Raw genomic sequence first — 16,447 nt, forward strand, 5'->3', positions numbered from 1 at the left:
GAGATGGCGCACGCCATGGCCGGCTGCGCCGTCGGTGCGGGACGGGCAGGCACGGGCGATGGCTGCGCGCCGGGCGCCATCGGTGCAGTTGCCGGGCATCTCGCGGCCCAGTATCTCAATCCGACTGGTGACCAGAGCCGCAACTTGGAGACCATCGAAGCATCGCGGCTCATCGGCGGTATCGCGGCAGCAATCGCGGGCGGAGACGAGCGTGCCCTTCATGTCGCCGCAGGTGCAGCAGCCAACGCGGTGGAGAACAACCGAATACTCCATCCCGACGAACGCGCACGCGCCGCGCAGCTCGCTCGACTCGGCCCTTACTCCGCCGAGGAAATCGAGAGCGCACTGCGTTGGGCGGGCAGGCGCGATTCCAACGGCAACATCGTGGAACGGTCCGGTAGCCAGCAGTCGTACATCCGCGAAAGCGGCGCATCGGTCGGAGCGGCATCTCCGACCGGTACAGTGATCGGCGACCTGAACTACGACGCAGGTCTGCGCTTCACGGCAAGAGATCAGGTGCTCTCGGAGGTCCTGCCACCTGCCCCGCAGCCCGACCTCATGAACTTCATCGTTCAAAACACGGGTGGCACCAACTCACCCTACGTGTTCGATCGCACCGCGATGCGCTACGGACCAAGCCCTCGCGCGGAAGACAACCCTCGGTACTTCGATTGCGCCACCATCACATGCATCGTCTACGGCGCGAATCGCAATCCCTCCAATGCAGTCAACCAAGCTGAGGATCAGCGTCAACTCAATACGGTGGTTGCTGCGGCGCTGCTGGCAGGCGCGCCATTCGCGGCTGCGCATGGCGCTCCCGCAGTAGTCGCCGCGGGCGTAGCTGCGCAAACAACTGCTCTATCGGGCGGTGTCGGCGGTCTAACCATCGGCCGGTGGTTTGGGGCCTTACTCATCGGCTTCCCGCTGGGCGCAACAGTCGAGTACAGCTTCAACCTGCAAGCGACGCCCTTCGATTTGATGTGGGGAGGAATAGGCGGTGCAGCAGGTGGGGCCGTCAAGCTGGGAGCAAACGCGTATTTCGGCTTGGCAAACCAGTGGATTCCCACAACCTGGGCAAATCTAGGTACTTGGGCAATCAGTTCGCAAGGAACGGCGCGCGTTGTTCGAGAAGGAGGTGAAACGGCAACCCAGGATCGAGTTAGCAACACATGGTGGACAACGCCTGTCCCGAGAGTCGAGTGCCACTTCACCAATAGCAGCCATTGCTGATGGGTAGCGATGAAGAAACCTGAACTGAATATTCCCGGTGTCCCATACAACTTCGACGCCATCCCGCTATGGATCGAGCCCGCCTTGTGGGACATCGCCACCGCTGTTCGCTTTCGACGCACCAAGATTGCTGCGTTCTATTGCTTGTCTGGTATCGCCGCAACTACGGTGGTCTGCCTTCCCATGTATTTATGGCTTGGCATCAGCAACGGATTTTCGAGTACAAGAGCGCTAGGCATATGGCTTCCATGGGCGATGTCCATCGCCTTCACACCGGTGTACGGGCTTGGCGTGCTTTGGGACTTCGTGAAGGCGAAACGCGAGGCCGAACGAGTCACGAGGCTTGACCAATGAACACCCTGGGTGCCCACCGAGGGTGTCGGTGCAATCCTTGAAGAAGCTCGAGTTCAACGTCCCAGGCAATCCCTACCATTTCAATGCAATTCCGCTTTGGATCCAACCGGACCTGTGGGACTTGGCCAAACCTGTTCGGTATCGAAAAACCACGATCGCCTTTCTCTGCGGACTTTCGATCGTCGGCCAAGTCACCCTCATATGCCTGCCCTTGTACTTATGGCTTGGCATGAGTGGTGGATTCAATAGTTCGAGGGCCCTCGGCATCTGGGGCTTATGGGCCGTTGGGATATGCGTCACCGCACCTCCGTATGGGCTGGTCGCTCTCCGGGGCTTTGCGAAAGCCAAGCGAGATATAGATCTCACCTCCGTATGGACTTCTTGCTCTCCGGGCCTATCTCATAGCTAAACGGGAAGTCGATGCGGAGATTCCAAAATACACAAACGAATAGTCATCGCCCGCGCGCAATGCACGAGAAGTCGGGTCAATCAAGTTCAGCATCGCCCAGTTCGCTGGCCAGCCGCGTTGCGGTGAGCTTGGCCGCCAACGCAATGGATTCCAACAACTTGGCCGACCCTGGGCACGTGGGCTTTCAGTTCGCAGGCAATAGGGCGCACTGTTCGCGACGGTGGGGAGGCGGCTATGAACACGCAAACGATGGGCCAATGGTGGACGACGCCAGTCCCGAGGTTGGAATGCAGCTTCGCCTCTGGAAGTCGATGCACAAAACTTTCCAATGAATAAGCCTGAAATCAATGTTCCGGGAGTTCCGTATGACTTCGATGCCATCCCCCGATGGATAGAGCCGAACCTCTGGAATCTCACCAGTCCCGTGCGATACCGCCGAACCAAGATTGCAGTGCTGTACGCGCTCTCCTGCATCGGCATGGGCACGACAGTGTGCTTACCCATTTACCTCTTTCTGGGCATAGGCAATGGATTTGCCAGCGGCAGGGCTCTTGGAATCTGGTTTCTATGGCTTGTCGGCGTGGCAATTGCACCGGCCTATGGACTGACTGTCCTATGGGATTTCGCCAAAGCAAATCGTGAAGCCGTCAAAGCCGATGAGCATCAAGGGTGAGGACAACAGCCAACGCACCGAGCCTCGCCTCCCGCTCAAGCATCGGCCCCTGTACCTTTCTCTCGTCATGAATGGCGGATTTACAGTTCGAAGGCGCTTGGCATCTGGGTCTTGTGGGCCGTTGGGATAGGCATCACCGCACCTCTGTATGGGCTGATCGCTCTATGGGGCTTTGCGAAAGCTAAGCGAGATGTTGATGCAAAGCAAGAATGAAGAACCCCGAATTCAATGTCCCCGGCTTTCCCTACAACTTCGACGCGATCCCACTTTGGATCGAGCCAGACCTTTGGAACCTCGAGGTCAACGTGCATTGGAGACGATCAAAGCTCGTCCTTCTCTATGGCCTTTCGATGATCGGCATGGCAACCGCGATCTTCTTGCCAATCTTTCTGTACTTGGGCGTCAGCAGCGGGTTCGACAGCACCAGAGCGCTGGGAGTCTGGCTTCCATGGGTCATGACCATCTCCCTTGCGCCTCCGTACGCTTGTCGTCTTGTGGGACTTCAACAAGGCAAAGCGCGAAGCCGACCACGCCACATAGCGAACGAGTGATTCATGAATTCTTCGTGCACCCGGTGGCGGCGGGCGAATCGGCCTTCCTTCCAGGCATTTGTGCCGCGCGCGTTGGTGGTTGCAGCGCATGAACAAGCCGGAATTCAATCTCCCCGGAAACCCGTACAACGTCGACGCGATCCCGCAATGGTTCGAGCCGGACCTTTGGAAGACCGCCAAACACGTGCCACTCCGTCGGACGAACGTGGCATTGCTGTACGCGCTATCGATGGCGGGGTTTACAGCAGTTGCTTGCACTCCCTTCTATCGTTGGCTTGGCGTTGTGAGTGGCTTTGCGAGCCCGAGGGCGCTGGGCGTGTGAATCGTCTGCGCAGCCTGCATCGGAGTGATCTCACCTCCGTACGGACTCCTTGCTCTCCGGGCCTATTTCATAGCTAAGCGGGAAGCCGATGCGGAAGTTCCAGAAGACACACAACAATAGTCATCGCCCGCGCGCAATGCACGAGGAGTCGGGTCAATCAAGTTCAACATCGCCCAGCCGGGCGGACTCAATGAGGAAGCCGGAAATCAACGTACCTGGCTTCCCATATGACTTCCACGCGATTCCACTCTGGATCGAGCCCAACCTCTGGAGTCTTGAAAACGATGTGCACTGGCGCAAATCGAGGATTGCTCTCCTCTATTTCCTCTCGATGATCTTCGCAATCTCTGCATTCTTCTCGGCCATGTTCGTGTGCCTTGGCCTCAGCAACGGCTTCGACAGCGGTCGAGCAAAAGGCGTCTGGCTTCCATGGGCCATGAGCGTCCCTTGGGCCCCCGTATACGGCCTCGGCGTCCTCTGGGACTTCGTCAAGGCAAAACGCAAACTCGACCAGACAAACACTCCAAACAAGTGATGTCCGGGCGGCCCTGTGTCGCTCTATGACTACATGAAGAAACCTGACATCGACATCCCCGGTGTCCCATACACGTCGACGCAAGCCCCCTATGGATTGACCTGCACTTTGGGATCTCGACCGAGTCGTGAGCTCAGTGCATCAACGCCCCAAGCCACCGATCCAACCGAACAGCCCCGGCCGCAACCTGCGACAGGCCACCCGCCTCGCGCACCACCTCGCGGGCGCTGTAGCCGTACTGCGCGCGAAAGGCCTTGCTGAAATGGGCTGCGCTCTTGAAGCCGAACTGCTCTGCCAGGCTGGCGATGGAGGCCTGGTGCTCGCCGCCGCTCAGCAGCTCGTGGATGCGGGCCAGGCGGCGCTCCTTGATGAACTGCGACACGCCGCCCAAGGGCTCGAACAGCCGGTAGAGCGTGGAGCGCGCAACGCCCAGGTGCGCGCACAGCGCCTGCGCGCCCAGCTCGTCGTCCTGCAACTGCTGCTCGATGAAGCGGCGGCCGCGCCGCAGCAGCACGTGTTCGACGGCGGAGCGGGCGCCTTCCACGTTCTGGGGCGTGGCGGCGATGCAGGCGGCCACCAGGTTGACGGTGGCGCGCGACAGGCCGGGCACTTCTTCGACCGTGGCCTCGGGCAGCTGGGCGAGCAGGGCCGCCAGGTGTTCGCCCAGGAGGCGCGAGCAGGCGTTGTCCGGGGACAGGCCGTGCAGGTCCATGGGGCGCGGCAGCGCGTCGTCGAGCTGCTCGCGCGGAATGAACATCACCATGCTGTCGCTGCACGATTCGTTGGTCTCGGCACGGGCCATGTCGGTGATGACGAAGCGGCCGGGCGTCAGGGCAGTGCGGCGGCCTTCGGCGTCGCAGTCGAACTGGCCTTCGCGCAGCAGGATCAGGCGGTAGTGGTCGAGCTGGTCGGCGCGGATGTTGCGCTCGCGGCGGGTGCGCACCTGCACCGGGCCGAAGGCGCCGGTGCCGACCAGCAGGCGGTCCATGTGCCACATGTCGGAGTAGGCATGAAAGGGCTTGCCGGACACCTCGTCGTCCAGGCTCAGGTCCCAGCTGCGGGCCAGCGACTGCTGCCAGACCCCCATGGCTTCGCCCGGCGCGTAGTCGCGCGAATCGAAGTTCAGGTACGGGATGCGTTGGGCATGCGGCGAGCAGAGAGGCGGGTTCATGGCAGTCATCATCGAATCGAGGGTGTCGCCGCAAGCCCGGCGACTGGGCGAGCCGGGCAGCAAGGGCGCTGATCCGACGGGGTGAACTGTAGGTTTTGGTGGCGCCGGCGTGTGAACTCTGCGTTCCAGTACTTGCCTGCGCGTCCCGGATCGCAGGCCGAGTGTCCAGATCGTCCCGCCGCCTGGCATGCGAAGAGCAGAACTGGGACGCCCAGCACACCCCGTCGCCCCCTGCGAAAGAACAATCGCCTGCACCGCAGCCCCCATGCTGCACCGATCTGTACTCACCGTCCCAGGCTGTCCCATGAATGGCTTCTTCCTGTTCCCGATCCTGGTGCGCGCGCCCGGCCGCGTGTCGGACCGTTCGCCGTATCGGCCCACCGCCACCACTGCGCGGCGCACAACCGTAGCCGCTGCCCGCCCCCGCGACCGCACGCCTTCGCCGGCAATCCAGCGGAGCAAGACATGAAACTCAGGGCACTACGCACCTTCGTGCTGGCGGCCGCCACGACGCTGAGCGTGGCGATGTCGCAGGCCGCCGGCTTCTACGACCCGCCCGTGCTGAATGGACCCGACACGCGGCCCGGCACCCTGCTGCGCGCAGAGCCGATGCTCGGCGCACCGCTGGGCGCCACGGCCACGCGCATCCTTTACACCTCGGTCGGCGAGCGCGGCGAGCCGATCGCGGTGTCGGGCTTCGTGGTGGTGCCCGCGGGCCCACCACCCGAAGGCGGCCGGCCGATGGTCGCGTGGGCGCATCCCACCAGCGGCGTGGTGCAGCGCTGCGCGCCCTCGCTCGCGCTGGGCGCCTTCCGCAGCGTGCAGGGCTTGCGCGACATGCTCGCGCGTGGCGAGGTGGTGGTGGCGACCGACTATGCCGGCCTGGGCACGGCCGGCCCGCATCCCTACCTGGTCGGCCGCAGCGAGGCGCGGGCGGTGCTCGATTCGGTTCGCGCCGCGCGCGCCCTGCCCGGCGCCGCTGCTGGCAGGCGCTTCGCGGTGTGGGGCCATTCGCAGGGCGGTCAGGCGGCGCTCTTCACCGGGCTCATCGCGCGGGACTACGCGCCCGACCTGGACCTGGTGGGCGTGGCCGCGGCCGCGCCGGCCACCGACCTTCGTACGCTGCTGCACGACGACTTCGCCACCGACGGCGGACGCAACCTGACGGCGATGACGCTGTGGTCCTGGACCCGCGTGTACGGTTTGCCGATCGACAGGCTGGTGCTGCCCCGGGCGGTGCCCGCGATGGACGCGCTGGCCGGCGAATGCATCGAGTCGGCCATCGACATGGTGGAGCGCATGGTGTCGCAGCGCGGGCTGCAGCACGGCTTTCTGACGGTGCCCGACCTCACGCAGCTCGAGCCTTGGGGCCGCATGCTGCAGGACAACTCGCCAGGCCAGCTGCCGCGCGAGCTGCCGCTGTTGCTGGTGCAGGGCAGCGACGACACACTGGTGCGGCCGGATGTGACGCAGGCCTACGCCGCGCGCCAATGCGCCGCCGGCGGGCCTGTGCGGATGGTCATGCTGCCGGGGGTAAACCACGGCTTCGCCGGCCGCGACGGCGCGAGCACGGCCGTCGATTGGATGGCGGACCGGCTCGCCGGCAAGCCCGCGCCGAGCGACTGCGGCGCGGCCGGCGGGCCGGAAAGCTGAGGGCGCAGCGCTTACAGCGCGCTGCCGAAAGGCGAGGCCTCGGCCGCGTCGAGCGGCGGCCCCAGGAACACCACGCCCCAGCGTTCGCCGAAGGCACGCAGCCGTGCGCCCGCGTCCAACGGCAAGTCGTCGCCGACAGGGGCAGCGCCGCGGTCCAGCGCAAGGGCCAGCTCCGCGAAGAAGTTGGCCGCGTCGATGCCCGGTTCGATGATCACCTTCTGCCGTGCGCCCGTGCCCGTCACGTTGACGAAGGCCCGTGCCGCGCCGCCCGGCACGCGCACCAGATCGCCGCGCCGCGCGATGAAGCGCCGGCCGTCGATCTCGAAGAGGTAGCGGCCGGTGACGATCTCGAAGATCTCGGCCTCGCGGCGCCTGTGCAGCGGCGGGCCGAAGCCCGGCGCATTGGTGGTCTCCACGATCGCCGAGCCGCCGCCCTGCGGATCGGGCGCGAAACGCACGCGGACCGTCAGGCCCAGCGCGGGGATGCGAATGATGGGCTCGTCACGCTGCGGGCGAGCCGTGCTCACTCCCGCAGGCATGCTCACTTCCAGCCGCCGTTCGGCAGGCGGCCGTGGTACGGCGTGTTGCGGCAGTGGCCCCAGGGGCCGCGCCAGTAGCCGGGCGGGCAGCCGTTGCCCATGACCGGGCGCTCCTGGTAGTAGCCGCCAGGCAGCGGGCCGTAATACGGCGTGGAGCGGCAGCCGCCCCAGGGGCCGCGCCAGCCGTTGGGGCCGCAGCCGCCGGCAACGGGCACGACCATCGCGCTGTCGACGTCGACGACGGGCGACGGCGCGGCGGCGGATGCGGCCAGCGCGGCGGCCGCCAGCGTGGCGGCGACCAGGGCCTTGAAGGACTTGTTCAGGGTTCTCATGTCGAAATTCCTTGGTGGATGTTGGTGATGGAATCGTAGGAATCGCAGCCTCGGCGTTGTTGCCGAGCCGTCCCGTTTCATGCCGGGCCGTCCCAAGTCGCATCGCCTGCCCGATTCGTCACCTTGCGCGGCTCGGCCGGCGTTTCGGGACGCCGATGCCACAACTGGGACGCAGGTGCAGCACGGCGCAAGCGGCGCGCAGCACCATCGGTGTCCTCAGATCGAACCACTTTTCTCTTCGAGGCCACACCATGACCACTCTTCGTTTCGCCGCCATCACCGGCGCCCTCGCCGCCGCCGCCCTGCTGGGCGCCTGCACCACCACCGGCACCTTCGGCGGCGACGTCGTCCGCAACGGCCGCGCCACCACCCCGGTGCAGTTCTCCTGGCAGAGCAAGGACGGGTCGATCGACGGCACCATGACCGCCAAGCTGCCGGACGCGACCTACCAGGGCCGCTTCATGCAGGTCACCCGCCAGGTCGACAGCGACACGCTCGCGCCCATGTGGGCGGGCTGGCCCAATGCCTGGAGCGACTGGCCCATGGGCGGCATGCCCGGCATGATGGACGCGACCCAGTTCAGCACCGTCTACAGCGGCCGCGTCATCGCCAACCTCAAGAGCCCGGGCGGCGCGCTGCTGCGCTGCCGCTTCCAGATGACGCAACCCGATGCAGGCATGGGCGGCGGCCGCACGGGCGAATGCCAGGGCGTCGGCGGCAGCGTGATCCAGGCGACCTTCTGACCGGCCGTCGCTGGCCGCGACGGCTTAGAGCCGGATCGCGTTGAGCCAGTCCGAGAAGCCGTTGTCCGTCGGCAGCGCGAGCTTCGTGTCGGCCGCCGGCACCGCCATGGCGCGCACGGCCTTGGGGCTGTAGCCGTACTGGTCGCGGAATGCGCGGCTGAAGTGCGACGCGCTCTTGAAGCCGTAGTCGTCGGCCAGGCTGGCCAGGTGAATGCGCTGGTGCGGCTTGGCCAGCACGGCGTGGATGCGCGCGAGCCGGCGTTCGCGGATGTACGACGTGACGCCGCCCATGGGCTCCAGCAGCCGGTAGAGCGTCGAACGCGACAGTGCGAACTTGGCGCAGATGTGCTGCGCCGACAGCTCCGGGTCTTGCACGTTGGCGTCGATGTAGCGGCCGATGCGCCGCGCCAGCAGGTGCTCGAAATCGGCGCGCGCGAGCGCCAGCGATTCGGCCATGGGCGCGATGCTCGCCGCGATCAGGTGCAGCGTGGCGCGCGAGACCGCCTGCGCCTCCGGCAGCGTCATCGTCTCGGCACTGGCCGCCAGCATGCGCAGGTGGTCGCCCAGCAATGCACCCGCTACGCCGCGCGGCACGACGCCGCGGATGTCGACCTTGCGCGACAACACTTCGTCGAGCGCGTCGCGCGGGATGAACAGCGACAGGTCCGAGCCTGCCGCGAACTCGAAGCGCAGTGGATGGGCCAGGTCGGCGAAGAGCGGTGCGCCCATGCCGAATTCGATGGTGCGGCCCTCGGCCATCGTGTAGCGCGAAGGCGCGCTCTGCGACAGCGGCAGGTTCAACGTGTAGTGGTCGACCTGGCTCGTGCGGATCAGGCGCTCGTCGCGCACCAGCGCATGCGGCACGTTGCGGCGCGTCATCATCACCATGCCGCCCAGCATGTAGCCCTGGTGCTCGATGCCCTGCGGGTCGATGGGCTGCTCGGGCAGCAGCAGCTCGTAGTTGCCCGAGGAAGCGAAGCGACCGCGCACGTGGTCGCGCACCTCCGACGACGGAAGGTCGCTCGAGCGGAACGAGATCCGCGGAATGGCACCGGATGGCATCGTCGACATGGGCACGGCCCGGGAAAAAGGCCGGGGGCATGATAGCGAAGGCCGTGCCAGCCCCGCTTGCCGTGCCGCCTGCGGCCCCTCTTCCAGCCCCCTTGCTGCTAGCATCCGGCACGCCCCAGGATCAAACCAACAGGAGACACCGGACGTGGGAGATCTGCTTTCGCTCCTGCGCTTCAGCGCCGGCTCGGGCCACATCTGGCTGGACGAGCAGCGCATGCTGCTGCTGCATGCGCGCGCCTTCGCCGAGCTGCGCAAGGAACTGCTCGACACGCTCGGCGTGGAGCGCGCCCGCAGCCTGCTGGTGCGCATGGGCTTCGCCTCCGGCCAGCGCGACGGCGAGATGGCCGCCAAGGCCCGCACGCAGGACGGCCTGCGCACCGAAGACGCCTTCATGCTCGGGCCGCGCCTGCACTCCATCGAAGGCATCGTCAGGGTCGAGAAGGTGCACATCGAGATGGACCTGGCCACGCGCCACTTCCACGGCGAATTCATCTGGGAGAACGCCTGGGAATGCGAGGCCCACGTGGCCGAGTTCGGCTACGGCGAAGACCCGCAATGCTGGTCGCAGATCGGCTACGCCTCGGGCTACACCAGCGCCTTCATGGGCCGCCTGATCGTCTTCAAGGAGATCGAGTGCACCAGCATGGGCGACAGCCGCTGCCGCATCCTGGGCCAGCCGGCCGAGGACTGGCAGGACCCGCGCTACCTCGACTACTTCCGCCAGCACCACGTGGCAGAAAAGCTGATCGAGTTCAACCTGGGGCTGGAGCACATCCGCGCGCTGCAGCCGCGCCGCGAGTACGACCAGAAGCTGGTAGGCGTGTCACCCGGCTTCCGCGCCGCCTTCGACCTGCTGCGCAACGCCGCCAACAGCGCCATCACCGTGCTGCTGCTGGGCGAAACCGGCGTGGGCAAGGAGCTGTTCGCGCGCTGGCTGCACGACAACGGGCCGCGCGCGAAGCAGCCTTTCATCGCGGTGAACTGCGCCGCCATTCCGCACGAGCTGATCGAGGCCGAGCTGTTCGGCGTGGAAAAAGGCGCCTACACCGGCGCCCACCATGCGCGCGCCGGCCGCTTCGAGCGCGCGCACGGCGGCACGCTGTTCCTCGACGAGGCCGGCGACCTGCCACCGGCCACCCAGGTCAAGCTGCTGCGCGTGCTGCAGACCGGCGAGATCGAGCGCCTGGGCGCCGAGCAGCCGACGCGCGTGGACGTGCGCATCGTCGCCGCCACCAACGTCGACCTGCAGCAGGCCATGCAGGCCGGGCGCTTTCGCAGCGATCTGTTCTACCGGCTCAACACCTTCCCCATCACCATCCCGCCGCTGCGCGAGCGCACCGCCGACATTCCGCCGCTCGTGGCGCGCTTCGTCGAGAAGTTCAGCGCGCTCTACAGCAAGAAGCTGCGCGGCCTGACCGACAAGGCGATGCGCGAGGTGCTGCGCCACGGCTGGCCCGGCAACATCCGCGAGCTCGAAAACGTGATCGAACGCGCGGTGCTGCTGACGCCGGACCATGGCGAGATCGAGGCGGCGCACCTGTGGATCACGCCGCCCGGCGCAGCGGCAGCCGACGCAGCCGGGCGCAGCCACGTCGACGCCAGCGGCCAGCTGTGCGCCGATGACGCCGGCGCCGGCGCCGGTGCCGGTGCCGGTGCCGGCAACACGCTCGACGCGCTGTGCGAGCAGGTGCTCGAGCAGCGCATCGACATCGCCGGGCTCGAGCAGCGCCTGATGCGTGCCGCCATGCAGCGTGCCAAGGGCAACCTGTCGCAGGCGGCGCGGCTGCTGGGCATCACGCGGCCGCAGCTCGCGTACCGGCTCAAGAAGGAAGGGCTGCCGGCGTCGTAGCGCTTCAGCCTTGGCCCGGGGGCATGCGCTCGTAGCGCATCAGCGCCGGGTCGATGGCATCCCAGGCGTGGCCCCGGATGGTGTAGGTCACGTGCTGCGGCTGGTACCTGGACGGGTCGTCGAGGCTGCCCGCATGCACGACGAACACGTCGGGCATCGCCGGGAAGCTCAGGTACACCGGGCTGCCGCAGGCGGGGCAGAAGGCATGCTGCTTGACCAGCCCGCCGCTTCCCGTGACGCTCCATTCCTTGGCCTCGCCGGTCAGCGTTAGCTTGGCGCGCGACCCGAAGCTAATGTACGAGCCGTGGCCGGTGCCGCTGCGGCGCTGGCAGTCGCGGCACTGGCAGTCGTTCATCGCGATGGGCGCATCGGCGATCTCGAAGCGGATCGCTCCGCAGGCGCATCCGCCCTTGAAAGGCGTGCCCTCTTCGTTGTCCTGTTGCTGCATGTTCGACTCCTGGTAACGGTTGAAAACAAATCGAGCGGAAAAAGATCGAGCGAAAAGAGCATCGGGCTGAAAAGATCAGGCGCGAAGCGGCAGCGCCGCCCCGATCGCCATGAAGAGCCCGCCGCAGACCTGGTTGAAGCGCTTGCCGGCCCGCGCCAGCCAGGCGCCGATGCGCTGCGCCATCGCCACGATCACCAGCTCTGTCGCGAACTCCAGCACCGCGAAGGTGCCGGCCATCACGGCGAACTGCGTCAGCAGGCTCCGGGCCGGGTCGATGAAGTGCGGCAGGAAGGCGGCGAAGAAGAGCAGCACCTTCGGGTTGGTCAGCGCCGACAGCGCGCCCTGCCTGAACATCGATGCGCCCGAGCGCTCGATCGCCGCCGCCTCGACCCGCGCGCTGGCCGGCGGCGAACGCCAGACCTGGATGCCGAGCCAGACTAGGTAGGCGCCGCCGATCCACTTCATCGCCGTGAGCCAGGCCGCCGAGGCCTCCAGCAGCGCGCCGATGCCGAACATCGACAGCGCGATGACCACGACGAAGCCGAACACGCCGCCGGTCACGGTGTACGTGGCCTTGCGCCAGCCGTACACGGCGCCGTGCGTCAGGGCCAACAGGCCGTTCGGGCCCGGAGACGCCGAAAGGCCGGTGACGGCCGCGACGTAGATGAGCCAGGTATGGAGGTCCATGCGCTTGTCCTTTCGTTGCAACGATGAGCCCGGAGAGACTCGATGGACGTGAAGATACCGGCGACGGGCCGCTCCGCACAGCCACAGCCGGCGGGCAAGCTGTGCGGTACAGATGCCCGCTCGCATCGCCTGTACCAGTCGCTGCGACGGGCATCTGTACCAGTGGCCCGGCACGCCATCGGTACAGAATGGCGCGCATGCCGGAGCAAGACCCTGCGCACATCCACGTGGTCGACCATGAGCAAGACCTCGCTCATGACCGCACCCTGTACCTGCGCATCGCCGATTCCATCGCCTCCCCGATCCGCGCGGGCACGCTGGCGCGCGGCGACCGCGTGCCGTCGGTGCGCGAACTGGCGCGCCGGCACGGCGTATCGCTGGGCACCGTGGTCCAGGCCTATCGCATGCTCGAGGATTCGCGGCTCATCGAGGCCCGGCCGCGCTCGGGCTACTTCGTCGCGGCGCGGCCGCCGCGCCTGCCCGAGCCCGAGCTCTCGAACCCGCCTCCCGGCTCGATGGCGGTGGACGTCAGCTCGCTGGCGGAGCGTGTGATGCGCCTGGCGCACGACCCGGGCTACATTTCCTTCGGTGCCGCCTGCCCCGGCTCCGACCTGTTCTCGGAAGAGCGCGTGCGTCGCGCCGTCAGCCGCGCGGCGCAGCGCCATCGCGCCACGCTGACCCACTACACCATCGGCCCGGGCGACGACAGCCTGCGGCGCGCCATCGCACGCCATGTCCTGCGCATGGGTTGCCAGTTCGACGCGCGCGACATCGTCGTCACCAACAGCTGCCTGGAGGCGATCACGCTGTGCCTGCGCTCGGTCACGCAGCCGGGCGACGTGGTCGCGCTCGAGTCGCCGACGCTGTTCAGCTTTCTGGAGATCCTTGAAAACCTGCACCTGCGTGCGCTCGAAATACCGACCCATCCGCGCACGGGTCTCTCGCTCGATGCGCTGCAACTGGCTTTCGACACGCAGCCGGTGAAGGCCGTGCTGGCGGTTCCGACGCTGTCGAATCCGCTCGGCGCCACGATGCCGCTGCCCGACCGCGAACGTCTGGCCCGGATGGTGGCGCGCCGCGGCGTGCCGCTGATCGAAGACGTGCTCTACAACGACCTGGCCGAGCAGGAAGAGCAGCGCCGCGCGGTGCGCGCCTTCGACGGCACGGGGCACGTGATGGTCTGCGGATCGTTCTCGAAGACCGTGGCGCCCGGCCTGCGCCTGGGCTGGGTCGAGGCCGGACGTTGGGGGACGCAGCTCGCGAGGCTCAAACAGGCGACCAGCGGCAGCCAGCCCGCCGTTCTCGAACGCGCCATGGCCGACCTGCTGACGCAGCCCGGCATCGTGGCCGGCTACCGCCAGCTGCGCACCAGCCTCGCGGCGCGCGTCGACGAGGCCCGCGGGCTGATCGCGGAGCACTTTCCCGAAGGCACGCGCGTCACCAACCCGCCCGGCGGGCTGATCCTGTGGGCCGAGTTGCCGCACGACATCGACGCCCTCGCGCTGTTCCAGGCCTGCCTTGCCGAGAACATCGTCATCGCGCCCGGCACCATGTTCAGCGTGACGAAGAACTTCGGCCACTGCGTGCGGCTCGGCGTGGGCGGCAGCTGGGACGATGCGCACCGCCGGGCGCTGCGGCGCGTGGGAACGCTGGCGCACCGCCTCGCGGCCGTCACCACGGCCTGAGCGGGCGCCTCAGCCGCTTGCGGCACCGACCGGCGCGTGCTGCGCCATCAGCTCGGCGACCCAGTCGATGAACACGCGCAGCTTGGCGCTCACGTGCCGGTTGGGCGGATAGGCCAGGTACAAGGGCATCGGGTCGAGTTGCCATGACTCGAACAAGGGCACCAGCTCGCCCGACGCGACGTGCGCCTTCGCCATGTACTGCGGCAGCCACAGCACGCCCAAACCCGCGAGTCCGGCCGCCAGGTAGGCATTGCCGTCGTCGACCGCGAGCACGTAGCGGCCCTGCACGCGGATGCTCTCGCCGTCGCGCCGCATCGCATAGGGCGACACCCTGTCGTCGCTCAGCCGCATGAAGCCCACGACACGATGGTGCGAGTCTTCCAGCTCGCGGGGGTGACGCGGGGTGCCGGCTTGCGCCAGATAGCTCGGCGACGCGAACACGCCGAGCTGCAAGTCGGCCACGCGGCGCGCCATGAGCGACTGGTCGGCCAGCTCACCGCCGCGCAGCACGCAGTCCACGTGGTCGCCGATCAGGTCGACCATGCGGTCGCTCACGCCCATGTCGAGCTGGATGTCCGGGTATTGCGCGTGGAAGGCCGGCAGGGCCGGCACCAGGATCATGCGGGCCAGCGGGCTGGGCACGTCGACGCGCAAGCGGCCGCGCGGCGAGGCCGAGGCGCCCGAGAGGCTGGTCTCGGCGTCGTCCATGTCGGCCAGCAGGCGCAGCACGCGCTCGTAGTAGGCGGCGCCGTCGGCCGTGACGTTGACCTTGCGCGTGGTGCGGTTGAGCAGCTTCACGCGCAGGCGCGCTTCGAGCTGCTGCACCAGCTGCGTCACGCTGGTCTTGCTCATCTGGAGCGTCTCGGCCGCCTTGGTGAAGCTGCCGGCCTCCACCACGCGCGCGAAGGCCAGCATTGCGTCGAAGCGGTCCATCGTCGTGCTCAGTTCCGGAAGATCATGGGGTTCGCGACGTGCGCTGAAGGTCGAGCCGCGGCCGCGTGAGCCTGCCGTCGGCGAGTTCGAGGACGAAGCGCAGCCGCGGACCGTCGACGATCAGCTGCAATTCGAGCCCTGCCGCGATTCGTTCGCAGGCGACCTTGGCCTTCTTCCAGGTGGCGACCGCGTCGCGGGCCGACAGCGCGGCCATCTCGACGCTCAGGCCGCGTCCCACGGCCTTCGAATGCAGCTTCAATGCGTTGCGGCCTTCGCTGCGCCCTTCCAGTTCGGCCTGCAGGCCGGGCACCGCCAGGCGACCATCGCCGAGCTGAACGTCGCCCGACAGCGCGGTGCGACCCAGCAGCAAGCGCGCCTGTTCGGTGAGCCCCTGGCCCGCGCCACTGCGGCCCTGCCGCAGCATCGATTCGACGAAAGGCTGCAGAAGCAGCTTGCCGCGCTCGGAGACCCACGGGCTCAGCAGTGCTCCACGGCGCTCGAACTCCACGCCGGCCAGCGGAGCCGACGCGAACTGGTACAGGTAGCTGCGTCCGTTCGGTGCGTCGACGTAGAAGCCCATGCGGCTCACGCCCATGCGCGAGTCGGGGCCGACGTGCTCGACGGTCGCGTCGTTGAAGTCGATCTGGCCGAAGCGGATCGGCACGGTCACGTCGGCGTCGAAGAGCAGGTGGGCGTCGGTGATCTCGCTGCGGATCGTGCCGTCGATCTGGCCCAGCGGGCCGAGCGACCAGGCGTCGGCGGGCGCCGCACCGGGTGCCGGCGACGCCGCCCCGCCCGGCTTGTGCGTGGCATCCCACACGTGGCGGATCGCGTCCGGCACGACCAGCGGGCCGTGCAGCACGAGGCCCGAGAACTCCACCTCCGCGGCCTCGACGCCGGCCAGGCGCATGGCCCCGGCCTCGGTTCGCAGCCGGGCCACCATGCCGTGGACGGCGATGCGGCCCAGGTCCATCGCCAGCGGCCCCATGGCGAGCCGCAGCGCCGCCGCCTCGAGCTTCTTCGCGCGGACTTCGACCACGCCGTCCTGCCCCGACGACAAGGCCAGGCCCTCGACGAAGCAGCGGTTGCCGGCGGCCGGGTCGGACGCGCCGAGTTCCAGGCCGAGGGCGAGATCGATGATGGAAGCCGCAAGCGGATCGGTCATGGGGCTTCTTGTACCAGACAGCTGCCGCCGCGGCGGTTTCACCATTTGATCAAGCTGCAGCGCAGCAAATGATCAACCCATGATCCGGGAGAACCCG

At 67.3% G+C, this 16,447-nt stretch carries 19 protein-coding genes; 11 read left to right on the plus strand and 8 right to left on the minus strand.

Annotated elements, in window-relative coordinates; translation table 11 throughout:
• The 6 genes from B0W80_RS34455 to B0W80_RS15665 form a co-directional block, all read left to right on the plus strand.
• The coding region (locus B0W80_RS34455; RefSeq protein WP_218668908.1) for a VENN motif pre-toxin domain-containing protein at positions 1-1,230 on the plus strand (1,230 nt) is incomplete at its 5' end.
• Between the two features lie 9 nt (positions 1,231-1,239).
• Complete coding sequence (locus B0W80_RS34940; protein ID WP_143684644.1) at positions 1,240-1,584, plus strand: hypothetical protein; 345 nt, start codon at positions 1,240-1,242, stop codon at positions 1,582-1,584.
• A 737-nt stretch (positions 1,585-2,321) separates the two neighbouring features.
• Positions 2,322-2,666 (plus strand): hypothetical protein, encoded by a 345-nt coding sequence (locus tag B0W80_RS34945; protein ID WP_143684645.1) that lies wholly within the window; start codon positions 2,322-2,324, stop codon positions 2,664-2,666.
• A 209-nt stretch (positions 2,667-2,875) separates the two neighbouring features.
• The gene (locus B0W80_RS35495) at positions 2,876-3,217 is read left to right on the plus strand and encodes a hypothetical protein (protein WP_179106938.1); all 342 of its coding nucleotides are present in this window, start codon (positions 2,876-2,878) and stop codon (positions 3,215-3,217) included.
• Positions 3,218-3,305: 88 nt separating this feature from the next.
• Positions 3,306-3,539 carry a hypothetical protein gene (locus B0W80_RS34950; protein ID WP_143684646.1) on the plus strand — a complete coding sequence of 78 codons (234 nt, stop codon included), beginning with the start codon at positions 3,306-3,308 and terminating at the stop codon, positions 3,537-3,539.
• 190 nt (positions 3,540-3,729) lie between these two features.
• Positions 3,730-4,074 carry a hypothetical protein gene (locus B0W80_RS15665; RefSeq protein ID WP_143684647.1) on the plus strand — a complete coding sequence of 115 codons (345 nt, stop codon included), beginning with the start codon at positions 3,730-3,732 and terminating at the stop codon, positions 4,072-4,074.
• Positions 4,075-4,207: 133 nt separating this feature from the next.
• Here B0W80_RS15665 and B0W80_RS15670 read toward each other — a convergent pair whose 3' ends face one another.
• Entirely contained in the window at positions 4,208-5,245 is a 1,038-nt protein-coding gene (locus tag B0W80_RS15670; RefSeq protein WP_077000089.1) for a helix-turn-helix domain-containing protein, read from the minus strand.
• Between the two features lie 304 nt (positions 5,246-5,549).
• On the opposite strand from B0W80_RS15670, the gene B0W80_RS35500 reads away from it, so the two are divergent.
• Both B0W80_RS35500 and B0W80_RS15675 read left to right on the plus strand, forming a co-directional pair.
• Positions 5,550-5,714: a hypothetical protein gene (locus B0W80_RS35500; protein ID WP_179106939.1), complete on the plus strand. Its 165-nt coding sequence runs from the start codon at positions 5,550-5,552 to the stop codon at positions 5,712-5,714.
• Positions 5,711-6,898 carry a lipase family protein gene (locus B0W80_RS15675; protein WP_077000090.1) on the plus strand — a complete coding sequence of 396 codons (1,188 nt, stop codon included), beginning with the start codon at positions 5,711-5,713 and terminating at the stop codon, positions 6,896-6,898. Before B0W80_RS35500 ends, B0W80_RS15675 begins: the two co-directional genes overlap by 4 nt.
• An 11-nt stretch (positions 6,899-6,909) precedes the next feature.
• Here B0W80_RS15675 and B0W80_RS15680 read toward each other — a convergent pair whose 3' ends face one another.
• The gene (locus B0W80_RS15680; RefSeq protein ID WP_077000091.1) at positions 6,910-7,437 is read right to left on the minus strand and encodes a cupin domain-containing protein; all 528 of its coding nucleotides are present in this window, start codon (positions 7,435-7,437) and stop codon (positions 6,910-6,912) included.
• Positions 7,438-7,439: 2 nt separating this feature from the next.
• Entirely contained in the window at positions 7,440-7,769 is a 330-nt protein-coding gene (locus tag B0W80_RS15685; RefSeq protein WP_179106940.1) for a GCG_CRPN prefix-to-repeats domain-containing protein, read from the minus strand.
• A 251-nt stretch (positions 7,770-8,020) separates the two neighbouring features.
• Between B0W80_RS15685 and B0W80_RS15690 the strand changes: the two genes are divergently transcribed.
• Positions 8,021-8,512, plus strand: coding sequence for a hypothetical protein (locus tag B0W80_RS15690; RefSeq protein ID WP_077000092.1), 492 nt, complete (start codon positions 8,021-8,023; stop codon positions 8,510-8,512).
• Positions 8,513-8,536: 24 nt separating this feature from the next.
• Here B0W80_RS15690 and B0W80_RS15695 read toward each other — a convergent pair whose 3' ends face one another.
• On the minus strand, positions 8,537-9,583 hold the full coding sequence (locus tag B0W80_RS15695; protein WP_179106941.1) for a helix-turn-helix domain-containing protein: 1,047 nt from the start codon (positions 9,581-9,583) through the stop codon (positions 8,537-8,539).
• A 145-nt stretch (positions 9,584-9,728) separates the two neighbouring features.
• Here B0W80_RS15695 and B0W80_RS15700 point away from each other — a divergent pair, with 145 nt between their 5' ends.
• On the plus strand, positions 9,729-11,432 hold the full coding sequence (locus B0W80_RS15700; RefSeq protein ID WP_256856592.1) for a sigma-54-dependent Fis family transcriptional regulator: 1,704 nt from the start codon (positions 9,729-9,731) through the stop codon (positions 11,430-11,432).
• Positions 11,433-11,436: 4 nt separating this feature from the next.
• On the opposite strand, the gene B0W80_RS15705 is transcribed toward B0W80_RS15700, so the two are convergent.
• Positions 11,437-11,880, minus strand: coding sequence for a GFA family protein (locus B0W80_RS15705; RefSeq protein WP_077000094.1), 444 nt, complete (start codon positions 11,878-11,880; stop codon positions 11,437-11,439).
• 75 nt (positions 11,881-11,955) lie between these two features.
• Positions 11,956-12,567 (minus strand): LysE family translocator, encoded by a 612-nt coding sequence (locus B0W80_RS15710; protein WP_077000095.1) that lies wholly within the window; start codon positions 12,565-12,567, stop codon positions 11,956-11,958.
• A gap of 197 nt (positions 12,568-12,764) precedes the next feature.
• Here B0W80_RS15710 and B0W80_RS15715 point away from each other — a divergent pair, with 197 nt between their 5' ends.
• Positions 12,765-14,252 (plus strand): PLP-dependent aminotransferase family protein, encoded by a 1,488-nt coding sequence (locus tag B0W80_RS15715; protein WP_083745436.1) that lies wholly within the window; start codon positions 12,765-12,767, stop codon positions 14,250-14,252.
• A 9-nt stretch (positions 14,253-14,261) separates the two neighbouring features.
• Here B0W80_RS15715 and B0W80_RS15720 read toward each other — a convergent pair whose 3' ends face one another.
• Entirely contained in the window at positions 14,262-15,185 is a 924-nt protein-coding gene (locus B0W80_RS15720) for a LysR family transcriptional regulator (RefSeq protein WP_077000096.1), read from the minus strand.
• A 22-nt stretch (positions 15,186-15,207) separates the two neighbouring features.
• On the minus strand, positions 15,208-16,350 hold the full coding sequence (locus B0W80_RS15725; RefSeq protein ID WP_077000097.1) for a hypothetical protein: 1,143 nt from the start codon (positions 16,348-16,350) through the stop codon (positions 15,208-15,210).
• Between the last annotated feature and the right edge of the window lie 97 nt (positions 16,351-16,447).

The sequence above is a fragment of the Variovorax sp. KK3 genome (assembly GCF_001984055.1).
Lineage (GTDB): Bacteria > Pseudomonadota > Gammaproteobacteria > Burkholderiales > Burkholderiaceae_C > Variovorax.

Bases quoted from the DNA above. Each gene is read 5' to 3' on its own strand.
- B0W80_RS34940 (WP_143684644.1), top strand. From the start codon at position 1,240: ATGAAGAAACCTGAACTGAATATTCCCGGTGTCCCATACAACTTCGAC.
- B0W80_RS34945 (WP_143684645.1), top strand. From the start codon at position 2,322: ATGAATAAGCCTGAAATCAATGTTCCGGGAGTTCCGTATGACTTCGAT.
- B0W80_RS35495 (WP_179106938.1), top strand. From the start codon at position 2,876: ATGAAGAACCCCGAATTCAATGTCCCCGGCTTTCCCTACAACTTCGAC.
- B0W80_RS34950 (WP_143684646.1), top strand. From the start codon at position 3,306: ATGAACAAGCCGGAATTCAATCTCCCCGGAAACCCGTACAACGTCGAC.
- B0W80_RS15665 (WP_143684647.1), top strand. From the start codon at position 3,730: ATGAGGAAGCCGGAAATCAACGTACCTGGCTTCCCATATGACTTCCAC.
- B0W80_RS15670 (WP_077000089.1), bottom strand. From the start codon at position 5,245: ATGAACCCGCCTCTCTGCTCGCCGCATGCCCAACGCATCCCGTACCTG.
- B0W80_RS35500 (WP_179106939.1), top strand. From the start codon at position 5,550: ATGAATGGCTTCTTCCTGTTCCCGATCCTGGTGCGCGCGCCCGGCCGC.
- B0W80_RS15675 (WP_077000090.1), top strand. From the start codon at position 5,711: ATGAAACTCAGGGCACTACGCACCTTCGTGCTGGCGGCCGCCACGACG.
- B0W80_RS15680 (WP_077000091.1), bottom strand. From the start codon at position 7,437: ATGCCTGCGGGAGTGAGCACGGCTCGCCCGCAGCGTGACGAGCCCATC.
- B0W80_RS15685 (WP_179106940.1), bottom strand. From the start codon at position 7,769: ATGAGAACCCTGAACAAGTCCTTCAAGGCCCTGGTCGCCGCCACGCTG.
- B0W80_RS15690 (WP_077000092.1), top strand. From the start codon at position 8,021: ATGACCACTCTTCGTTTCGCCGCCATCACCGGCGCCCTCGCCGCCGCC.
- B0W80_RS15695 (WP_179106941.1), bottom strand. From the start codon at position 9,583: ATGTCGACGATGCCATCCGGTGCCATTCCGCGGATCTCGTTCCGCTCG.
- B0W80_RS15705 (WP_077000094.1), bottom strand. From the start codon at position 11,880: ATGCAGCAACAGGACAACGAAGAGGGCACGCCTTTCAAGGGCGGATGC.
- B0W80_RS15710 (WP_077000095.1), bottom strand. From the start codon at position 12,567: ATGGACCTCCATACCTGGCTCATCTACGTCGCGGCCGTCACCGGCCTT.
- B0W80_RS15715 (WP_083745436.1), top strand. From the start codon at position 12,765: ATGCCGGAGCAAGACCCTGCGCACATCCACGTGGTCGACCATGAGCAA.
- B0W80_RS15720 (WP_077000096.1), bottom strand. From the start codon at position 15,185: ATGGACCGCTTCGACGCAATGCTGGCCTTCGCGCGCGTGGTGGAGGCC.
- B0W80_RS15725 (WP_077000097.1), bottom strand. From the start codon at position 16,350: ATGACCGATCCGCTTGCGGCTTCCATCATCGATCTCGCCCTCGGCCTG.